Here is a 16,595-nt window from a genome sequence, read left to right as displayed (position 1 = left end):
GCACGACCTCGTCGGATGCTGGACGCTCGCCACCGCCGTCTTCGCGATCGCCGCCACCCCGCTGGGCGGTCCCCGGACGCTCGAGCCCGCCGAGCCGTGGGAGGCCGCGTTCAAGTGCGCGCTCTACACGGTCGCCGGCGCCTTCTACGTGCTGCCCCTGGTCTTCGGTCCAGAGCGCGAGGGACGGATCCGCACCGTCCTGGCGCACCCCCTCCCGCACTACCTCGGGGAGATCTCGTACGGGATCTTCTGCATCCACATGATGGTGCTGGTGGTGGGCATGGAGCTGCTGGGCTTCGAGGTGTTCGGCGGCCGATTCTGGCTCGTCCTGGTCCTCGTGCTCGCCGTGACGCTCCCCCTCAGCGCCCTCGCCCACCGTTTCGTGGAGAAGCCGCTGCTGGCGCTGAAGAACGTCGGCCCGTTCTCACGGGAGCGCACCAGCACTCCTCCGCGCACGCCCAGCCAGGTCTGACCCCGGCCGCGGCAACGGCCGGTCCCGGACGAGCAGACCCTCGCGTCCGCCCCGTCCGGGACGCCCCGGTCAGCGCTTCGCCCCCGGACGGCGACCCGGCCAGAGCGCGGGACCGTTGGCCACCAGGGTGCCGACCAGGAGGGCCACCGCCACCAGGGCGCACGCCTGACCCGCGCTCTGCGACCAGTCGTGCACGCGCCACTCCTGGACCACCTGGGGCAGGGCGCCCAGCAGCATCGCCGCTGCGACTCCGCCGAACACCTCCACGGCCGGGCGACGCTTCAGCAGCACGATCGCGATGACCCCGACGCCGAAGCCCACCCAGCCCCAGACGAGGCCCAGCCCGGCCAGGAGCACCAGCGCGTCGACGCGTCGGACCGGAGCGGCGACCAGCGGCTCGAACCGGTCCGGCTCGTGGGCCTCCCGACGACGTGCGACCAGCGCGACGACGAGGACGAGCAGCGCCCCGAGTGCGCCGATGGCCAGACCGGCGCGGTACGTGACAGCGGGTTCGAAGGTGAACGACACCTCGCCCGTGGTGCCGGCGGGCACCCGCCACGCCTGCTGCCAGCCGTTGACCCGGGTCGGCTCCAGCTCCTGGCCGTCGACCGAGGCGGTCCACCCGCGGTTGAAGTTCTGCCCGAGGACGAGCAGGCGGTCCGAGAGCCCGGTGTCGTGGATGTACGTGGCCCGGGGGCTCTCCACGCCCTCCGTGCGGAGCTCGAGGCCCGTGACCTGCTCACGGTTCTCCGTGGCGAGGGTCTGGCTGGTCAGTGCCATCCGGTCGACGCGCAACAGATCGGTGGGATCAACGACCAGTCTGTTCTCTCCGACCTTGAGCTCGACCTCGCCCGCCGACAGGTCGCCGGGGCGCACGGAGCACGGCTCCAGCTCGACAGGGAGTCCCCGCAGCAGCGACGCGACGTCCGAGGTCGCCCGCGTCTCGACCGTACGGTCCCCCACCTCCAGTGTCGGCCCCTGGCCGCACGGGACGTCGACCTCGGTCGCGAAGCCCTGCCCGTTGACGGTGACCTCGGAGATCCCGGTCCCGACGTACAGGAACTGGCCTCCCGTCTCGTGCGCGGTCGGCTCCGTGTCGAGCACCTCGATCCGCAGCTGGTCGGTGCGCCACCCCGGCAACGACACCTGGCCGCTGCTGTCGAGCGTACGGATGGCCGACTCGCCACCGGAGCGCACCCGGACCTTCGTCGGACGCGCGGCGACGGCCCGGGGGTCGAGCTCGAACTCGAGGGTGTCGATCCGCTGCTCCTCAGGGAGCGTCAGGTCGAACCACGCGTTCTCGGCCCCTCCGAGCCACGTCGTCCCCGGGTCGCCGTCGAACATCACGAGCGGGGACTGGGCGACGTCCTGGACGAACGTGGGGCCGTCGACCCTGATCCCGATGGACTCCGCCAGCGCCTGCACGGTTCTCGGCGAGCGACGCAGGGAGCCCCACAGCTCGGCATCGAGACTCAACGGGGCTTCCAGGTGGACCAGGCGGTTGATCGCGTCGCCGTCCTCACCGTTGAGCCGCATCCCCGTCTCGCACCACAGGGTCCCCTCGAGGTCCACGCACGAGGCCCGACCCGAGTCGCGGCGCAGCTCGACGCTGCGCACCTGGGAGCCCTCCGGCGCCTGGGGAACCGACAGCATCCGCCGGGGCGTCACGCCCTCGATCTCGACCTCTGCGACCGCCAGCACCCCGCCGAGGCGGACCGAGACACCACGAGCCGTGATCCTCAGGGAAGAGACGTCGTCGACGTCGAGGCTGTACGTGCGCGACTCCCCGGGCACGGGCGCGTCCACGGTCTGCGACTCGCCACCCGCGCTGAACTGGAACTCGTCGACCGGCAACGAGTCCTCCGCCAGCGTCACCCGGACGTCGGTGACGTCGGTGGGTGAGTCCATGACCACCTGCCACCAGCTGCCGTCCGCGTCGACGCTGCGCTGGGTGCGCCACGAGGTGTCCGGGTCGCCGTCGAGGACGGCCCCGGGGTGGCTCGACCGGTCCAGCGGCGGGGAGGAGCGGACGTCGGCCTGCGAGCTGCTCGCCGAGACGCTGGCCACCCCTTCCCACACCTCGGTGGTCTGCCACTTCTCCTCATCGTCCGCGATGCGGTGGAACGCCTCCGGGCCGGTCGAGTGGAACTCCGACTCGGACGAGACCGTGGCCGCCGCGTTCCAGCGGACCGCCTGGAACGCCTCCTCGCGGCGGCGCAGGGTGTCGGTCAGGACGACGTCGCGCATCTCCTCCTCAGACGCGTCCGAGGGGAACATCCGCACCCGGTCGGCGGACCCTGCCACGGAGTTCGGGCTCCCCAGCACCGTGGCGACGCCGGTGGCGGGCACCAGAGTGGCCCTGCTCATCGGGTCCGCGACCCGGTAGACCTCCACGGCGTCGTACGTTGCGGCGGGACCGCCCTGCACCAGGATCCGGTTGTCGTCACCGTCGCGCCGCTCCGAGCCACCACTCTCGGGGCCGAACCCCTCGTCGAACTCGATGCCCGGCGAGTTGCGGAGCACCGACCGTACGTAGACGGGGTCGGGGGCACCGAGACGGAACCGGTCGAGGTCGTTGCGCAGCACGACCTGGTCGACCCCTGCCGAGCGCAGGAGCGGCGCCAGGTCCTCCGACGGCACGCCGCTCTCCAGGATGCTGGTGACCCCGTCGAGCAGGACCACGTTGCCGGGCTCGGCCAGCGGGATGACGTTGCGGGCGGCCCACGGCGAGCGGGCCAGCGGTTGCATGATGTCGTCGCGGGTGCTGCCCCACACGTAGTTGCCGAAGCTGGCGGCGGGGAGCAGCAGCGACGTGCCGCCGGTGCTGTTCTCCTCCAGGTGGACCGCCACGTCCTCCCAGTAGCCGGGGACCTCCTCGACCGAGGCGGTGGCCACCAGCAGGTTGGTCCACGGGGTCAGCAGGCCCAGGAAGACGACCACGATGATGACCCGCGCGGTCACGACCGCGACCTGGCCCACCGTCTCGGCGAACCGGCGCGGGACCTCGGTCATGATCCGGGCCAGCCCGAGCACCAGCACGAGGCGCAGCACGCCGTCGTACTTGTGGCTGTTGCGCAGCGGGGACAGGGCCTCGTCGAGCAGCGACTGACGGTCCTGGGCCGCCCAGCCGCTCATGTCGCCGGTGTAGCCGAAGCCGACCAGGACCATGCCCGCGAGCAGGCCGTACAGCAGGAAGCGGCGGTGCTCGGAACCACGCATGGCGATGCCGGCGAGCCCGAGTCCGACCAGCAGGGCGGTGTTGAGCATCAGGTACGGGGTCACCAGGAAGCGGTTGCCCGCCGTGTAGGTGTCCGCGTCGAGGTACGCCACCCAGTTGGAGACGCCGAGCAGCGTACGCATCGCGTCCGTGGGTGCCGTCGTGACCGCAGCGGTCTCGATGTAGTCGAGGAAGGGGGCGGAGTACCCGCCGAGCAGGAGCAGGGGCACCAGCCACCACAGGGTGCCGACCACGGTGAACAGGCCCCACCAGAACAGCAACCGCCAGCGCCGCGGGCCCGGCGCGCGGGTGAGGATCCAGATGACACCCAGGGGCAGCACCGCGGAGACCGCGGTCGCGTTGACGCCACCCGCGCAGATCACGAGGAGTGCGGCGACCGCACCCGCCCGCACCACCGACCCCTGGTGGGTCGCGCGGACCAGCACCAGGAGCACCCACGGGATCAGCGCCGTGGGCCAGAGCTCGACGGAGCTGGCCCCCAGGAGGGTCGCGACGCGGGGGGTGAGCACGAACGCGTAGCCGGCAGCCACCTGGGCCCACCCCGAGCCGATGCCCATCGCCTGGGCCAGCCGCACCACTCCGAAGAACGCGAGCCCGAGCAGGAGCGTCCACCACAGACGCTGGACGATCCACGGTGGCATGCCGAGCAGGTCCCCGAGGCCGAAGAACGGCCCCATGGGCCAGAGGTAGCCGTACGCCTGGTTCTGGAGCTGCCCGAACGCTCCCAGACCGTCCCAGAGGTGGGTCGCACGGCCCAGGAAGGCCCACGGCGAGAGAGCGAGGTCGATCTTGGTGTCGGCGACGATGCGGCCGGGAGCCTGCATGAACGCGAGCAGCGCGAGCGAGGCGAGGTAGCCCCACATCCTCAGCGGGGCCGTGGCCCGCACGGTCGCGGGAGGGGTCACCTCTTGCGAAGGACGATCACGAGGTTCCACGTGATCACCTCCCGCAGGATCGGCACGCGCAGGATCCAGTGGCTCCACCACGGGTTGTAGCGCGGCAGCACGGCCACGACCTCACCGGCGGTCTGCTCACGGGCCCAGCGCAGGCCCTCGCCCACGGTGCAGGCGAAGAGCGACTCACCGAACTTGTTCTTGGGCTCGTGACCGTGCTTGGCGGTGTAGCGACGGCGCGCGTAGCGGCCGCCCAGGAAGTGCCACGGTGCCGTCTCGTGGCCTCCCCAGGGGCCGTACCAGACGGTCCAGGACAGGAAGACGGTGCCGCCCGGCCTGGTCACGCGCAGCATCTCGTCAGCCATGGTCCACGGCTCGTTGACGTGCTCGAGCACGTTGGAGGAGTAGCAGACGTCCAGGCACTCGTCGGCGAACGGGAGCTGCATGCCGCTGCCCACCACGGTGCCGTCGGCGATCTCGCCGGCACCCGCGAGCTCGCCCACGTCCGAGTCGAGGGCGAAGTACTCCGCGCCGGCCTTGCGGAACGCGTCCCGGAAGTAGCCGGGGCCCCCGCCGACGTCCAGCATCACCTTCCCACCGAGGTCGACGTACTCCGAGACGTGCTCGGCGGAGTCGGTGGCGAGTGCCGAGTAGAACCGGGCCGGATCTGATTGCTCGTGACGAAACTCACCGAACAGGTGGATCGAACGACGCAGGGTCGCACGGCGGCGGGATGCAGCGGCTAGGGGCACGACCGGCACCCTATCCCGGCCCCCGAGCCCGTCTCGCGATTCGTTACTGATCGGTTAACCTCCCACGGGTGAGCCCCCACCACGAGCACCCGCTGAGCGGCCGAGAGGTCGTCTTCCTGTCCTGGCGCGACACCGAGAACCCCGAGGCCGGGGGCGCCGAGCGCTACCTGCAGAAGATGGCCGAGGGGCTGCGCGACCGGGGGGCACGGGTCACCGTCTTCTCGGCCTCGTCCGGGGCTCCGCGCGAGGAGACCAAGGACGGCATCCGCTACCGCCGGGGCGGCGGCAAGCTGGGCGTCTACCCCCGCGGCATGGCCGAGCTGCTCAGCGGCCGGTTGGGTCGCCCCGACGTCGTGGTCGACGTGCAGAACGGACTGCCGTTCTTCAGCCGCGTGGTGACCCGGCGCCCGGTCGTCGTGCTGGTCCACCACGTGCACCGCGAGCAGTGGCCCGTGGTCTATCCCGGCGTGACCGGACGCATCGGCTGGTGGGTCGAGCACCGGCTGGCCCCTCGCCTGTACCGCCGCGACCAGTACGTCGCCGTGTCCCGGGCGACGAGGACCGAGCTCGCGGGGCTGGGCGTCTCCCCCGACCGGGTCGCGGTGGTCCACAACGGGACCGATCCCGCCCCGCCGAGCGGGGTGCAGAAGACCGCCCACCCCAGCGTCTGCGTCGTCGGCCGCCTCGTCCCGCACAAGCAGGTCGAGCACGCCATCGACGCCGTGGTGGAGCTCCGCAGGGAGTTCCCCACGCTCACCCTCGACGTCGTCGGGGGCGGGTGGTGGTCGGAGCACCTGGCCGAGCACGTGGCCCAGCGTGGGGCGGGTGACTTCGTACGACTCCTCGGGCACGTCTCGGAGGAGGACAAGCAGGCTGCGTACGCCCGCAGCTGGCTGATGCTGCTGCCGAGCCTCAAGGAGGGCTGGGGTCTCGTCGTCGGTGAGGCGGCCATGCACTCCACACCCACGATCGCCTACCGCTCCGCGGGCGGGACCACCGAGTCCATCAAGGACGGCCGCTCGGGCCTCCTCGTGGACACCTACGAGGAGTTCCGCGACACGACCGCGGCGCTGCTGCGCGACGACGTGCGGCGCAAGGAGCTCGGGGCGGGCGCCCTGGAGGTCAGCCACGAGTACACGTGGCAGCACGGGCAGGAGTCCTTCGCCGCCGTCATCGAGTCCGCCCTCGAGGGTCGGACCGTCTCGGCCGAGGACCCTGACGAACCGCACCAGGACTGACCAGCGCACGGCAAAGGGCGCGCACCCCGCGGGGTGCGCGCCCTTCGTCGTGTCTGTCCTGACCAGGGGGTCAGGTGACGGTCACTCAGATCCGTACTGAACCTCGACGTTCGTCGAGTCGACGGGCGAGCGGTCGTCCGACCCCGTCTGCGAGGTCACGACCGTCACGAGCGTGACGGAAGCGACGGCGCCGCCGATGATCAAGGACGCGATCGTGCCAACAAGCGTGTTCACAGTGGTGTACCTCCCTCTCCAGTCCGGAAATGTAGCAGGCGTTTGCACATCTGGGTACGTCCACGACGATTACCGGTGCCGAGTCGTGACCAGCCGGCCGCACCGGCCACCAGGAGCGCGCCGTACGCGGCCCACGCCGCGCCCGTCACGCCCCGCCGCCACCCGTGGGGCACGGCCCACGGGGTCACCTCGCCGCGCAGTGCGACCAGCTGCAGGGTTCCGGAGTCGACCAGCACCTCGCCAGGGACGTCAGCGGCCTTGGCCCCCTCGATCCGGTCCACGTCCGGGCCGCTGGTCCGGACCACGTGCGAGATCCCCAGGTCCCGCAGCGCGGCGGCACGTTCCTTGCCGGTGGGGAGGCCGAGCGCGGACAGGACCGCCCGGGCCCGCGGGTCCTCCCCCGGCACCTCGGCGCCGGACACGACCAGCGCGTCGTTGGTGACGAAGTCGCTGGTCAGGTACCGGCCCGCCGGGTCGATGACCTTGCGGCCGCCGTTCCACCCCGGCGCCCGGTAGCTGCTGAAGGGCATCAGGAGCAGGTCGCCGTCGGCGCCGGCCGCCCGGTCCGCCGCCAGCGCCTTTGCAGCCTCGGAGAACTCACCGGGGTACTCGACCGCCTCGAGCCGGCCACCCGCACCCCAGGCGAGGTCGGGCAGGGCGGCGACGGGGGCCAGCACCAGCGCCACCCCCAGGCCGGCGCGCGCCGCAGTGCCGGGAGCCGTCCTCGCCACCCGGTCCGCCCCCGCTGCCACGGCCAGGACGACGAGGGGAGCCGCCAGCGCCAGGAAGCGGGACCCGTCCCGCAGCAGCCCCCCACCTGGGACGTGCTGGGCCAAGGCGCCGACCGTCTCCGGGAGCAGGCCGCTCAGCAGCGCCAGCCCCCAGCCGACGCAGGCGGAGCCGACCAGGGCGGTCCGAGCGGCCGGGGTGGTCCAGGCCGCGAAGGTCCGGCGACCGAGCAGGCCCAGCACGACCACGCCCAGGACCGAGAGCGTGGCGGCCAGCCCCCGCCGCGGGTCCAGGACGGCGTCCGCGTTCCAGATGCCGCCGAGGTCGATGACCTGCAGCCAGACCGGCAGCTGACCCCACGCCCGTGTCGCGAAGACCTCCCCTCCGAGCGCCGACGACTCCGCGCCGCTGCCGTGGGCCAGGCCGGCGACCAGCCACGGGGCGTTGGCCGCCGCGACGACGACCAGGAGCGCCGCCCGCTGACGCACCGTCGAGGAGCGCCACCCCGCCAGCAGCGCGACGACCGCGCTCACCACCCCGGCCCCCGCGCTCAAGGAACCGATCGGAAGGGCCACGGCGTACCGGGCCAGGCGTGCCTTCGCCGGGAGCCGGGTCCAGACCACCAGCCACGGCAGGACCGCCGCGCCCACCAGAACCGGCCAGTGACCCATCAGGAGACGTTCGGCCACGAAAGGGTTCCAGACCCAGCAGGTCACCGCCACCAACCGACCGACCACGCTCGCGCGAGGGACGAGGGCACGCACCCCCAGCGCGCCCACGACCAACGTGCCCAGCAGGACCAGCTTCTGCAGCCACTGGCCGGGGACGAGGTTGTCCAGGAGCCCCACCACGGCGTCCGAGGGCACCGCGCGTGGGAGGGCCGACCCCAGACCCCAGGTCTGCGGACCCACCGCGAGGTCGGGCACCCAGACCATGTCGGCGCGGAGCACGAAGCCAGGCAGCAGCGCGGGCCCGAGGACCAGCACCGGGAGGAGCACGGCCCACCCGGCGCTGAGCCAGTCACCCGGCGTACGTCCGTCGCCTGCTCCGCCAGTGCCGGGCCCCTCCGCGGACGACATGGTCAGATCGGCAGCCGGCGGAACAGCGGACGCGGCACGTGGCGCAGCGCCGACATGACGGCCCGCATCGGGGCGGGGACCCACACCAGGTCGTCACCCTTCGCCACCGCCTTGACGATCGCGGCGGCGACCTCGGTGGCGTCGACGGCGAGCGGGGCGTCCTCGCGACCGGCGGTCATCTTGGTACGCACGTGTCCGGGCCGCACCACGGTGACGCGGACGCCGGTCCCGGCCAGCGCCTCGCCGAGCCCGAGGTAGAAGCCGTCCATCCCGGCCTTGGAAGAGCCGTACACGAAGTTGCTGCGCCGCACGCGCTCACCGGCCACCGACGAGAGCGCCACGATCACGCCGTGGCCCTGTGCCCGCAGGACTTGGGCCAGCAGCACGCCGACGCTCACCGCTCCGGTGTAGTTGACCTGGGCGTGCAGCAGCGCGGAGTCGTGGTCCTGCCAGGCCACCTCCTCGTCGCCGAGCACACCGAACGCGACGATGGCGACGTCGATCTCCTCCTCCGCCGCCCGGCGCACGACCTCGGGGTGCGAGGCCGTGTCGAGCGCGTCGAAGTCGATCACGTCCACGCGGACGCCGATGGCCTCGAGCCCCCGCGCGGCCTCGGACCGCGCCTCGGTGTCCCGGGCCGCGAGGGTGACCGCCAGCCCCGGGACGTCGGCGGCCCACTGCCGCACCGTGGCGAGGGCGATGTCGCTGGTCCCGCCGAGCACCAGCACCCGCTGGGGCTGTCCGAGGGCGTTGATCACGTGAGTTCTCCTGTCGGCTGCTGCCACGTCGTGGCACACCCTAGGCCCGGAGCCAGCGGCGTCGGCACGGTACGGCGCTCACAGGGCCAGTCGGCGCGACAGGTCCGACTGGAAGACGCGCTCCGGGTCCACCCGGTCCCGCACCGCCCGGAACTCGTCGAGACGGGGGTACCCGCTCGCCAGGGCACCGGGCGTCATCCGGGCGTCCTTGGCCAGGTACAACCGTCCGCCGCCCTCCAGGACCATCCGGTCGAGCGTTGCGAACAGCGCCACGAGCTGCGGCCGGGCGGGCACGTCGAGGGCCACCGTCCAGCCGGAGGTGGGGAACGAGAGCATGCCGGCGTTGGCCGGCCCGAACCTCTTGATCACCGACAGGAACGAGGGGTGGCCGGCGGCCGCCACCCGTTCGAGCAGCGGGGCGACCAGGTGCTCGGAGGCGTCAGGGAGCACGAACTGGTACTGGACGAAGCCGTGCCGACCGTACAGCCGGTTCCAGCCGGCGACGGCGTCGAGCGGGTGGAAGAAGGCCGAGGCGCTCTGCACCTCCCCCTCGCGCAACCGCGGGGCCTTGCGGAACCACAGCTCGTTGAAGGCGTGGATCGCCGGCCGCGACACCAGGCCCGGACCCGGCACCCGCGGCGCCGCGAGCACCGCCGGACGCGGCAACGCCCAGCGGTCACGGTGTCCTCGCGGCAGGTCCTCCAACCGGGCGTGCTCACCGGTGGTGAGCACCGACCGGCCCATGTTGCGTCCCCGCGCGAGCGTGTCCAGCCAGGCCACCGAGTACGTGACGTGGGGGTCCAGCTCCTTCATGCGCGTCATCACGGCGTCGAGGTCCCCCAGGCGCTCGGTGCGGACGACCATGTGCCCGGTCTCGACCGGCAGCAGGCGCAGGCGGACCTCCAGGATCAGGCCGGTCAGACCCATCCCGCCCACCGTCGCCCAGAACAGGGGGGCGTCCAGGGACGGTGAGACGGTACGCACCTGACCGTCCGCGGTCATCAGGACGACGTGCTCCACGTGGTCGCCGAAGCTCCCCGAGCGGTGGTGGTTCTTGCCGTGGACGTCGCTGGCCACCGCGCCGCCGACGCTCACCATGCGGGTGCCCGGCGTGACCGGCACGTAGAAGCCGTGCGGAAGCACCGTACGGATCAGGTCGTGCAGCGACACGCCGGCGCCCACGTCGACCGTCCCTGCGTCGGGGTCGAGGGCGATGCGTCCCGACAGGTCCCCCACGACCAGCCCGCCCGCGTTCTGGGCCGGGTCCCCGTACGAACGGCCCAGGCCGCGCGCGATGATGCCGCGCTCCCCCACCCCTGCCAACAGGCGGGCCAGGGGTGCGCTCGCGGGCTCCAGCGGGGCCGGGGACGGTGCGCTCACCACCTCGGCGCTCGTCGCCGCCGTGGCGCCCCACCCGGTGAGCAGCCTCTTCTCCCCCACGTTCTCTCCCACCGGGTCAGCCACCGAACGTCCCCGCGACGACCAGCGCGAGCCACACCAGTCCGATGCACTGCAGCGCCCGGTCCTTGCGCACCACGTTCTCCGGTTCCGCCGCGGCACCGCTGTCAACGTCGACGGCGTACCGCATGGCACCGAGGAGGAACGGTGCGATGGACGCGACGTGCCAGCTGAGTCCACCCTCGGGCGCCGCCTCGAAGGCCCACAACGCGTAGGTCATCACGGTGGCGGTCGCCGCCATCCCCCACACGAACCGCAGGTAGGAGACGCTGTAGCGGGCGAGCGAGCGGCGGGTGCCTGCCTCCGGGCCCAGGACGACCATCTCCGAGTAGCGCTTGCCGCTCACCATGAACAGCGCCCCGAAGCCGGCGACCAGCACGAACCACTGGGTGACCTCGATCTCCGCCGCGACGCCGCCCGCGATCGCCCGCAGCAGGAACCCGCAGGCCACGATGAAGAGGTCGACCACCGGTTCGTGCTTGAACCGCACGACGTAGGCGACCTGCAGCACGACGTAGATGAGCAGCAGCGCGGCCAACTCGTCGTTCACCGACCAGGCCAGCGTCAGGGCCAGGGCAACGAGGACCACGCCGAGCACCAGGGCGGCCGGCACGCTGAGCGCGCCCGAGGCCACGGGCCGCTCGCGCTTGGTCGGGTGCAGCCGGTCCTCGTGCCGGTCAGCGACGTCGTTGAAGCAGTAGATGCCCGAGGAGGCGGCGCAGAAGGCCACGAAGCAGACCGGTACCGCCCAGCCGGAACCGCCCAGCCCGCCGGCAGCCAGAGGAGCGGCGAACACGAGGAGGTTCTTGACCCACTGCCGTGGTCTGGCAGTGCGGATCATTCCTGTGGCTGAGGTCACGAGCGGCAGTGTAGGCAGGTCTATCCTCGTCCGGTGCCTTCACGACGAGTGCCATCACTGGTGTCCAGCGGCGGGGTGATCGCCGTGGCGATGGCGGTGATGAACGTTGCCGCGTACGCGTTCACGATGATCGCCGCCTTCCTGATGGGGAGCGAGCGGTACGGCGCGTTCGCCTCGGTGATGAACCTGCTGCTCGTCTTCAGCGTCGCCTCGCTGGGCGTCCAGGCGACCGCCGCACGACGCATCGCGAGCGAGCCCGAGCACGTCGCGAGCATCGAGGCGTCCCTGTTCGTGCTCATGCGGAAGGTCCTGCTTCCCCTCGGGCTGCTCCTCGTCGTACTCGCACCACTCGTGCAGCGACTGCTCCGCCTGGACTCCGTCGCCCCAGTGGTGATCGCCGCCCTGGCGACCATCCCCCTGACCCTGATGGGCGCGCAGGCAGGCATCCTGCAGGGCGAGAGGCGCTGGGGACCCCTGGCCCTGGTCTACCTGGCGGCCGGCGTACCGCGTCTGGTGATCGGCACCGCGATCCTCCTGGTCCAGCCCACCGAGACGTGGGCGATCGTCGGCGTCGCCCTGGGCATGGTCGTCCCGACACTGGTCGGGGCGTGGGCCCTGCGCGGCCGGGCACACGCCCCGGCCGACCCGGCGCACCACTCCGTGCGGTCCCTGATCACCGAGACGGCGCACAACTCGCAGGCGCTGCTCGCGTTCTTCGCGCTGTCCAACGTCGACCTGATCGTCGCGCGCAACGTCGTGGACGCGCACGAGGCGGGTCTGTACGCCAGCGGCCTCATCCTCACCAAGGCGATGGTCTTCCTCCCCCAGTTCGTCGTCGTGGTGGCCTTCCCCGCGATGTCCACGCCCGCGCAACGTCTCCGCGCACTGGCCCGCGGACTCGGGGCGATCGCCGCCCTGGGCGTCCTGGGAACCGGCGCCGCGTGGCTGCTCAGCGACGTGGCCCTGGTCTTCATCGGCGGGCAGGCGTACGCGGAGGTCAAGCCGACGCTGTGGGCCTTCGCCCTCATCGGTACGGCCCTGTCGATGCTGCAGCTGCTCATCTACTCGGCCCTGGCCCAGCAGAGCGCCCGGGCCAGCATCGCCATGTGGGTGGGCCTGGTGGTGATGGTGGCCCTCGGTCTGCGCACCGACGACTTCGCGTCGCTGGCCCTGGTCGTGCTGACCGTCGACGCGGTGCTGCTGGTGCCGCTCCTGTGGTTGGCGGTGCGCTCCGGCGCGCCAGCACCGACGACGGACCAGCCTGCCGACGAGGCGCTCAGCGGTCGCTGAGGGCCCGCGCGCCCGGGATCCGTACGGACCAGGGCACGCCGGACCGGTGATCAGCCCGGGGACGGGGCGCCGTCAGTGGGCCGCCTCGTGCCAGCTGCGCCCCGTACCGACCGAGACCTCGAGCGGGACCGTCAGGTCGGCCGCGGAGCCCATCTCGGCGCGCACCAGCTGCTCGAGCGCCTCCCGCTCCCCGGGCGCCACCTCGAGCACGAGCTCGTCGTGGACCTGCAGCAGCATCCGCGAGGCCAGCCCCTGCTCCACGAGCGCCTTCTCCACGCCCAGCATGGCGACCTTGATCAGGTCGGCGGCCGACCCCTGGATGGGCGCGTTGAGCGCCATCCGCTCGGCCATCTCGCGGCGCTGCCGGTTGTCGCTGGTCAGGTCGGGGAGGTAGCGCCGACGCCCCATGATCGTCTCGGTGTAACCCGTGCGTCGGGCCTCGTCGACGATGCCGCCCAGGTAGTCCCGGACGCCACCGAACGTCTCGAAGTACTCGTCCATCAGCCCCTGGGCCTCCGCCGGCTTGATGCGCAGCTGCTGGGAGAGTCCGTACGCGGAGAGGCCGTAGGCCAGCCCGTAGTTCATCGCCTTGATCTTGGCGCGCATCTCCGGCGTCACGTCGGCCGCGTCGACCCCGAACACCCGGGCGGCGGTGACCGAGTGGAAGTCGCGCCCCGAGCGGAACGCCTCGATCAGCCCCGCGTCGTCGGACAGGTGGGCCATGATCCGCATCTCGATCTGGCTGTAGTCGGCAGTAAGCAGCGACTCGAAGCCCGGACCCACCACGAAGGCCTCGCGGATCCGCCGGCCCTCCTCGGTGCGCACCGGGATGTTCTGCAGGTTGGGGTCGGTCGAGGAGAGCCGTCCGGTGGCCGCGATCGTCTGGTTGAACGTCGTGTGCACCCGCCCGTCCTCGGCAACCGTCTTGAGGAGTCCCTCGACCGTCTGTCGCAGACGGGTCACGTCGCGGTGCCGCAGCAGCGCGAGGAGGAACGGGTGCTCGGTCTTCTCGAACAGCTGCTGGAGCGCGTCGGCGTCGGTGGTGTAGCCCGTCTTGGTGCGCTTGGTCTTGGGCATCTCGAGCTCGTCGAAGAGGACCACCTGGAGCTGCTTGGGCGAGCCGAGGTTGATCTCCTTGCCGATCACCCCGTACGCCTGCTCCGCCGCGGCCTTGACCTCGCCGGCGAACTCCGCCTCGAGTGCCTGCAGGTGGTCGAGGTCCACCCCGATGCCGACCTGCTCCATGCGTGCCAGGGTCTGCACCAGCGGCAGCTCCACGGCTGCGAGCAGGTGCGTGCCCCCGTGCTCCTCGATCTCCGCCGCGAGCACGGCGGCCAGCTCGACGCTGGCCTGGGCACGCGCCATGGCGGGCTCGGCGAACACGTCGTCCTCGTCGAAGAGCAGGCCCTGGTCCGACTCAGCGGGCGCGGACAGCTCGCGCTTGAGGTAGCGCAGCGTCAGGTCGGCGAGGTCGTAGGAGCGCTGGTCGGGGCGGACCAGGTACGCCCCCAGGGCGGTGTCCCCGGCGAGACCGCGGACCTCCCACCCGTGCGCGGCGAGCGCCAGCAGCGGCCCCTTGGCGTCGTGGACGACCTTGGGGCGCGACGCGTCCGCGAACCAGTCGCCAAGGGAGGCGTCGTCGTCCTGGCTGAGCCCCTCGACCGAGAGGTACGCGGCCCGCCCGCCCACGGTCGCGAGTGCGATCCCGTCCACCTGTCCGGTGCCGGCCCGCCAGGTGCCACGGACGTGGACACCGACGGGCTCGACGGGCAGCGCCTCCAGCCAGGCGCGCACCTCGTCGCCGGCCAGGACCGTCCCGTCGATCGCCAGCGCCGAGTCGACCACGTCCTCCTCGGACTCGAGGGACTCGAAGAGCCGGTCGCGCAGGACCCGGAACTCGAGGCCGTCGAAGAGCGTGTGGACCTCCTGGCGGTCCCACGGTTGACGGAGCATGTCGTCGGGACCGGCGGGCAGGCTGAGGTCACGGACCAGGGCGTTGAGGCGCCGGTTGCGGATGACGTCGCCGAGGTGGGCGCGCAGCGACTCGCCCTTCTTGCCGCCCACCTCGTCGGCGCGGGCGATCAGGTTGTCGAGGCCGTCGAACTGTGTGAGCCACTTGGCGGCGAACCCCTGACCCACCCCCGGGACTCCCGGGAGGTTGTCGGAGGTCTCGCCGACCAGCGCGGCGAGCTCGGGGTAGCGGTGCGGCGGAACGCCGTACTTGTCCTCGACCGCCTGGGGAGTCATCCGGGCCAGCTCGGACACGCCACGCATCGGGTAGAGCACCGTCGAGGTCTCGGTGACCAGCTGCAGCGAGTCGCGGTCGCCGGTGAGGATCAGCACCTCCATGCCCGCCTCGACGGCCTGGGTGGTGAGCGTGGCGATGATGTCGTCCGCCTCGTACCCGTCCATCGACAGGTGGCGGATGTGCAGGGCGTCCAGGACCTCCTGGATCAGGGGCAGCTGGCTGCGGAACTCGTCGGGAGTCTTGTTGCGTCCGGCCTTGTACTCGGGGTACTCGTCGAGCCGGAAGGTCTGCCGGGACCGGTCGAAGGCGACACCGACGTGGGTCGGTTCCTCGTCACGCAGCACGTTGATCAGCATCGAGGTGAAGCCGTAGACCGCGTTGGTGTGCTGCCCCGTGGTCGTGGAGAAGTTCTCCACCGGCAGCGCGAAGAAGGCGCGGTACGCCAGGGAGTGGCCGTCGAGGAGCAGCAGACGGGGACGGGCATTCGCGTTCGCGGAGCTGGTGTTCTCAGGCACCCCGCGACTCTAGTGGGTGCCGGTGACACGATTCCGGCCCGGGAGCCGACGCCCGGCCGTCGGGAGGCGTCAGCCACAATGAACGCATGAGCGACTCCCTGCCCGCCGGCTCCCCCGACGAACTGCGCGCCCTGGACGAGAGCCTCCCCCACGGCCTCCTCGGCGCGCTCAACAAGCGCATGGGGATCACGCTCACCGAGATCAGCGCGGAGCGCATCGTCGGGACGATGCCCGTCGAGGGGAACACCCAGCCGTTCGGCCTGCTGCACGGTGGCGCATCGGTCGTCCTCGCCGAGAGCCTGGGTTCCATCGGGTCGGCCGTCCACGCCCACCCGGACCGGGTCGCGGTCGGTGTGGACATCAACGCCACCCACCACCGCTCGGCCACCAGCGGCACCGTCACGGGCGTGGCCACCGCGATCCACCTCGGCCGGACGAGCACCGCCTACGAGATCGTCATCTCCGACGAGCAGGGCCGCCGCCTGTGCACCTCCCGGATCACCTGCGCGCTGATCCCCGCCAAGGGCTGAGCCCGGGGCTCCTCAGCTCGCGACCCCGTCGCGTCGCCGTTGGCGCCGCACCGCCAGGATGCGGTCGATCTGACCGGCCCCGCCCCGCTGGGAGGGCCGCAGGGCGGTGAGGCGGGACCGTACGGTCGTGGTCGGGGACACCCGCAGCACGGCGGCCGGCGAGAACGAGAGCCGCGCCAGAAACCGGTTGGACTCCCTGCTCGCAGCAATCACGGGGGTGCCCACGTGCAGGACCCCGACCTCCTCGGCGAACGCGACCGCCGCCTCCATGAGTGCCGTGCCCGCGCCGTGCCGACGGAACC

General features: G+C 72.0%; 11 protein-coding genes and 1 pseudogene. 4 read left to right on the top strand and 8 right to left on the bottom strand.

The annotated features are described in order from the left end of the window. Window positions 1-472: acyltransferase family protein (locus ACI379_RS02950; protein ID WP_439790568.1), on the top strand; the 472-nt coding region annotated here is incomplete at its 5' end. A 69-nt stretch (window positions 473-541) separates the two neighbouring features. Here ACI379_RS02950 and ACI379_RS02945 read toward each other — a convergent pair. Continuing rightward, window positions 542-4,615, bottom strand: coding sequence for an alpha-(1->3)-arabinofuranosyltransferase domain-containing protein (locus ACI379_RS02945; protein ID WP_439790567.1), 4,074 nt, complete (start codon window positions 4,613-4,615; stop codon window positions 542-544). Then, window positions 4,612-5,355: a class I SAM-dependent methyltransferase gene (locus ACI379_RS02940; protein ID WP_439790566.1), complete on the bottom strand. Its 744-nt coding sequence runs from the start codon at window positions 5,353-5,355 to the stop codon at window positions 4,612-4,614. Before ACI379_RS02940 ends, ACI379_RS02945 begins: the two co-directional genes overlap by 4 nt. Window positions 5,356-5,423: 68 nt before the next feature. Here ACI379_RS02940 and ACI379_RS02935 point away from each other — a divergent pair, with 68 nt between their 5' ends. After that, window positions 5,424-6,593, top strand: a complete 1,170-nt coding sequence (locus tag ACI379_RS02935) for a glycosyltransferase family 4 protein (protein WP_439790565.1) — start codon at window positions 5,424-5,426, stop codon at window positions 6,591-6,593. A 230-nt stretch (window positions 6,594-6,823) separates the two neighbouring features. On the opposite strand, the gene ACI379_RS02930 is transcribed toward ACI379_RS02935, so the two are convergent. From ACI379_RS02930 to ACI379_RS02915, 4 genes are all read right to left on the bottom strand, one after another. Further along, window positions 6,824-8,635, bottom strand: a complete 1,812-nt coding sequence (locus tag ACI379_RS02930; protein WP_439790564.1) for a hypothetical protein — start codon at window positions 8,633-8,635, stop codon at window positions 6,824-6,826. Between the two features lie 2 nt (window positions 8,636-8,637). After that, on the bottom strand, window positions 8,638-9,393 hold the full coding sequence (locus ACI379_RS02925) for a decaprenylphospho-beta-D-erythro-pentofuranosid-2-ulose 2-reductase (protein ID WP_439790563.1): 756 nt from the start codon (window positions 9,391-9,393) through the stop codon (window positions 8,638-8,640). Between the two features lie 78 nt (window positions 9,394-9,471). Next, window positions 9,472-10,833 (bottom strand): FAD-binding protein, encoded by a 1,362-nt coding sequence (locus ACI379_RS02920; RefSeq protein WP_439790562.1) that lies wholly within the window; start codon window positions 10,831-10,833, stop codon window positions 9,472-9,474. A 16-nt stretch (window positions 10,834-10,849) separates the two neighbouring features. After that, window positions 10,850-11,710: a decaprenyl-phosphate phosphoribosyltransferase gene (locus ACI379_RS02915; protein ID WP_439790561.1), complete on the bottom strand. Its 861-nt coding sequence runs from the start codon at window positions 11,708-11,710 to the stop codon at window positions 10,850-10,852. Between the two features lie 33 nt (window positions 11,711-11,743). Between ACI379_RS02915 and ACI379_RS02910 the strand changes: the two genes are divergently transcribed. Then, entirely contained in the window at window positions 11,744-13,000 is a 1,257-nt protein-coding gene (locus tag ACI379_RS02910) for a lipopolysaccharide biosynthesis protein (protein ID WP_439790560.1), read from the top strand. A 72-nt stretch (window positions 13,001-13,072) separates the two neighbouring features. Here the strand turns inward: ACI379_RS02910 and polA are convergent, their stop codons facing one another. After that, complete coding sequence (gene polA, locus ACI379_RS02905; RefSeq protein WP_439790559.1) at window positions 13,073-15,763, bottom strand: DNA polymerase I; 2,691 nt, start codon at window positions 15,761-15,763, stop codon at window positions 13,073-13,075. A gap of 86 nt (window positions 15,764-15,849) precedes the next feature. On the opposite strand from polA, the gene ACI379_RS02900 reads away from it, so the two are divergent. Next, window positions 15,850-16,293, top strand: coding sequence for a hotdog fold thioesterase (locus ACI379_RS02900; RefSeq protein WP_439790558.1), 444 nt, complete (start codon window positions 15,850-15,852; stop codon window positions 16,291-16,293). Between the two features lie 12 nt (window positions 16,294-16,305). On the opposite strand, the pseudogene ACI379_RS02895 reads toward ACI379_RS02900, so the two are convergent. Further along, window positions 16,306-16,595: pseudogene (locus tag ACI379_RS02895) on the bottom strand (GNAT family N-acetyltransferase); the annotation flags it as partial.

This window comes from Nocardioides sp. (assembly GCF_051876515.1).
GTDB lineage: Bacteria > Actinomycetota > Actinomycetes > Propionibacteriales > Nocardioidaceae > Nocardioides.
The sequence above is the reverse complement of the archived record's forward strand: the minus strand, read 5'-3'. Positions and strand labels throughout refer to the sequence as shown.

Bases quoted from the DNA above. Each gene is read 5' to 3' on its own strand.
- ACI379_RS02930 (WP_439790564.1), bottom strand. From the start codon at position 8,635: ATGTCGTCCGCGGAGGGGCCCGGCACTGGCGGAGCAGGCGACGGACGT.
- ACI379_RS02900 (WP_439790558.1), top strand. From the start codon at position 15,850: ATGAGCGACTCCCTGCCCGCCGGCTCCCCCGACGAACTGCGCGCCCTG.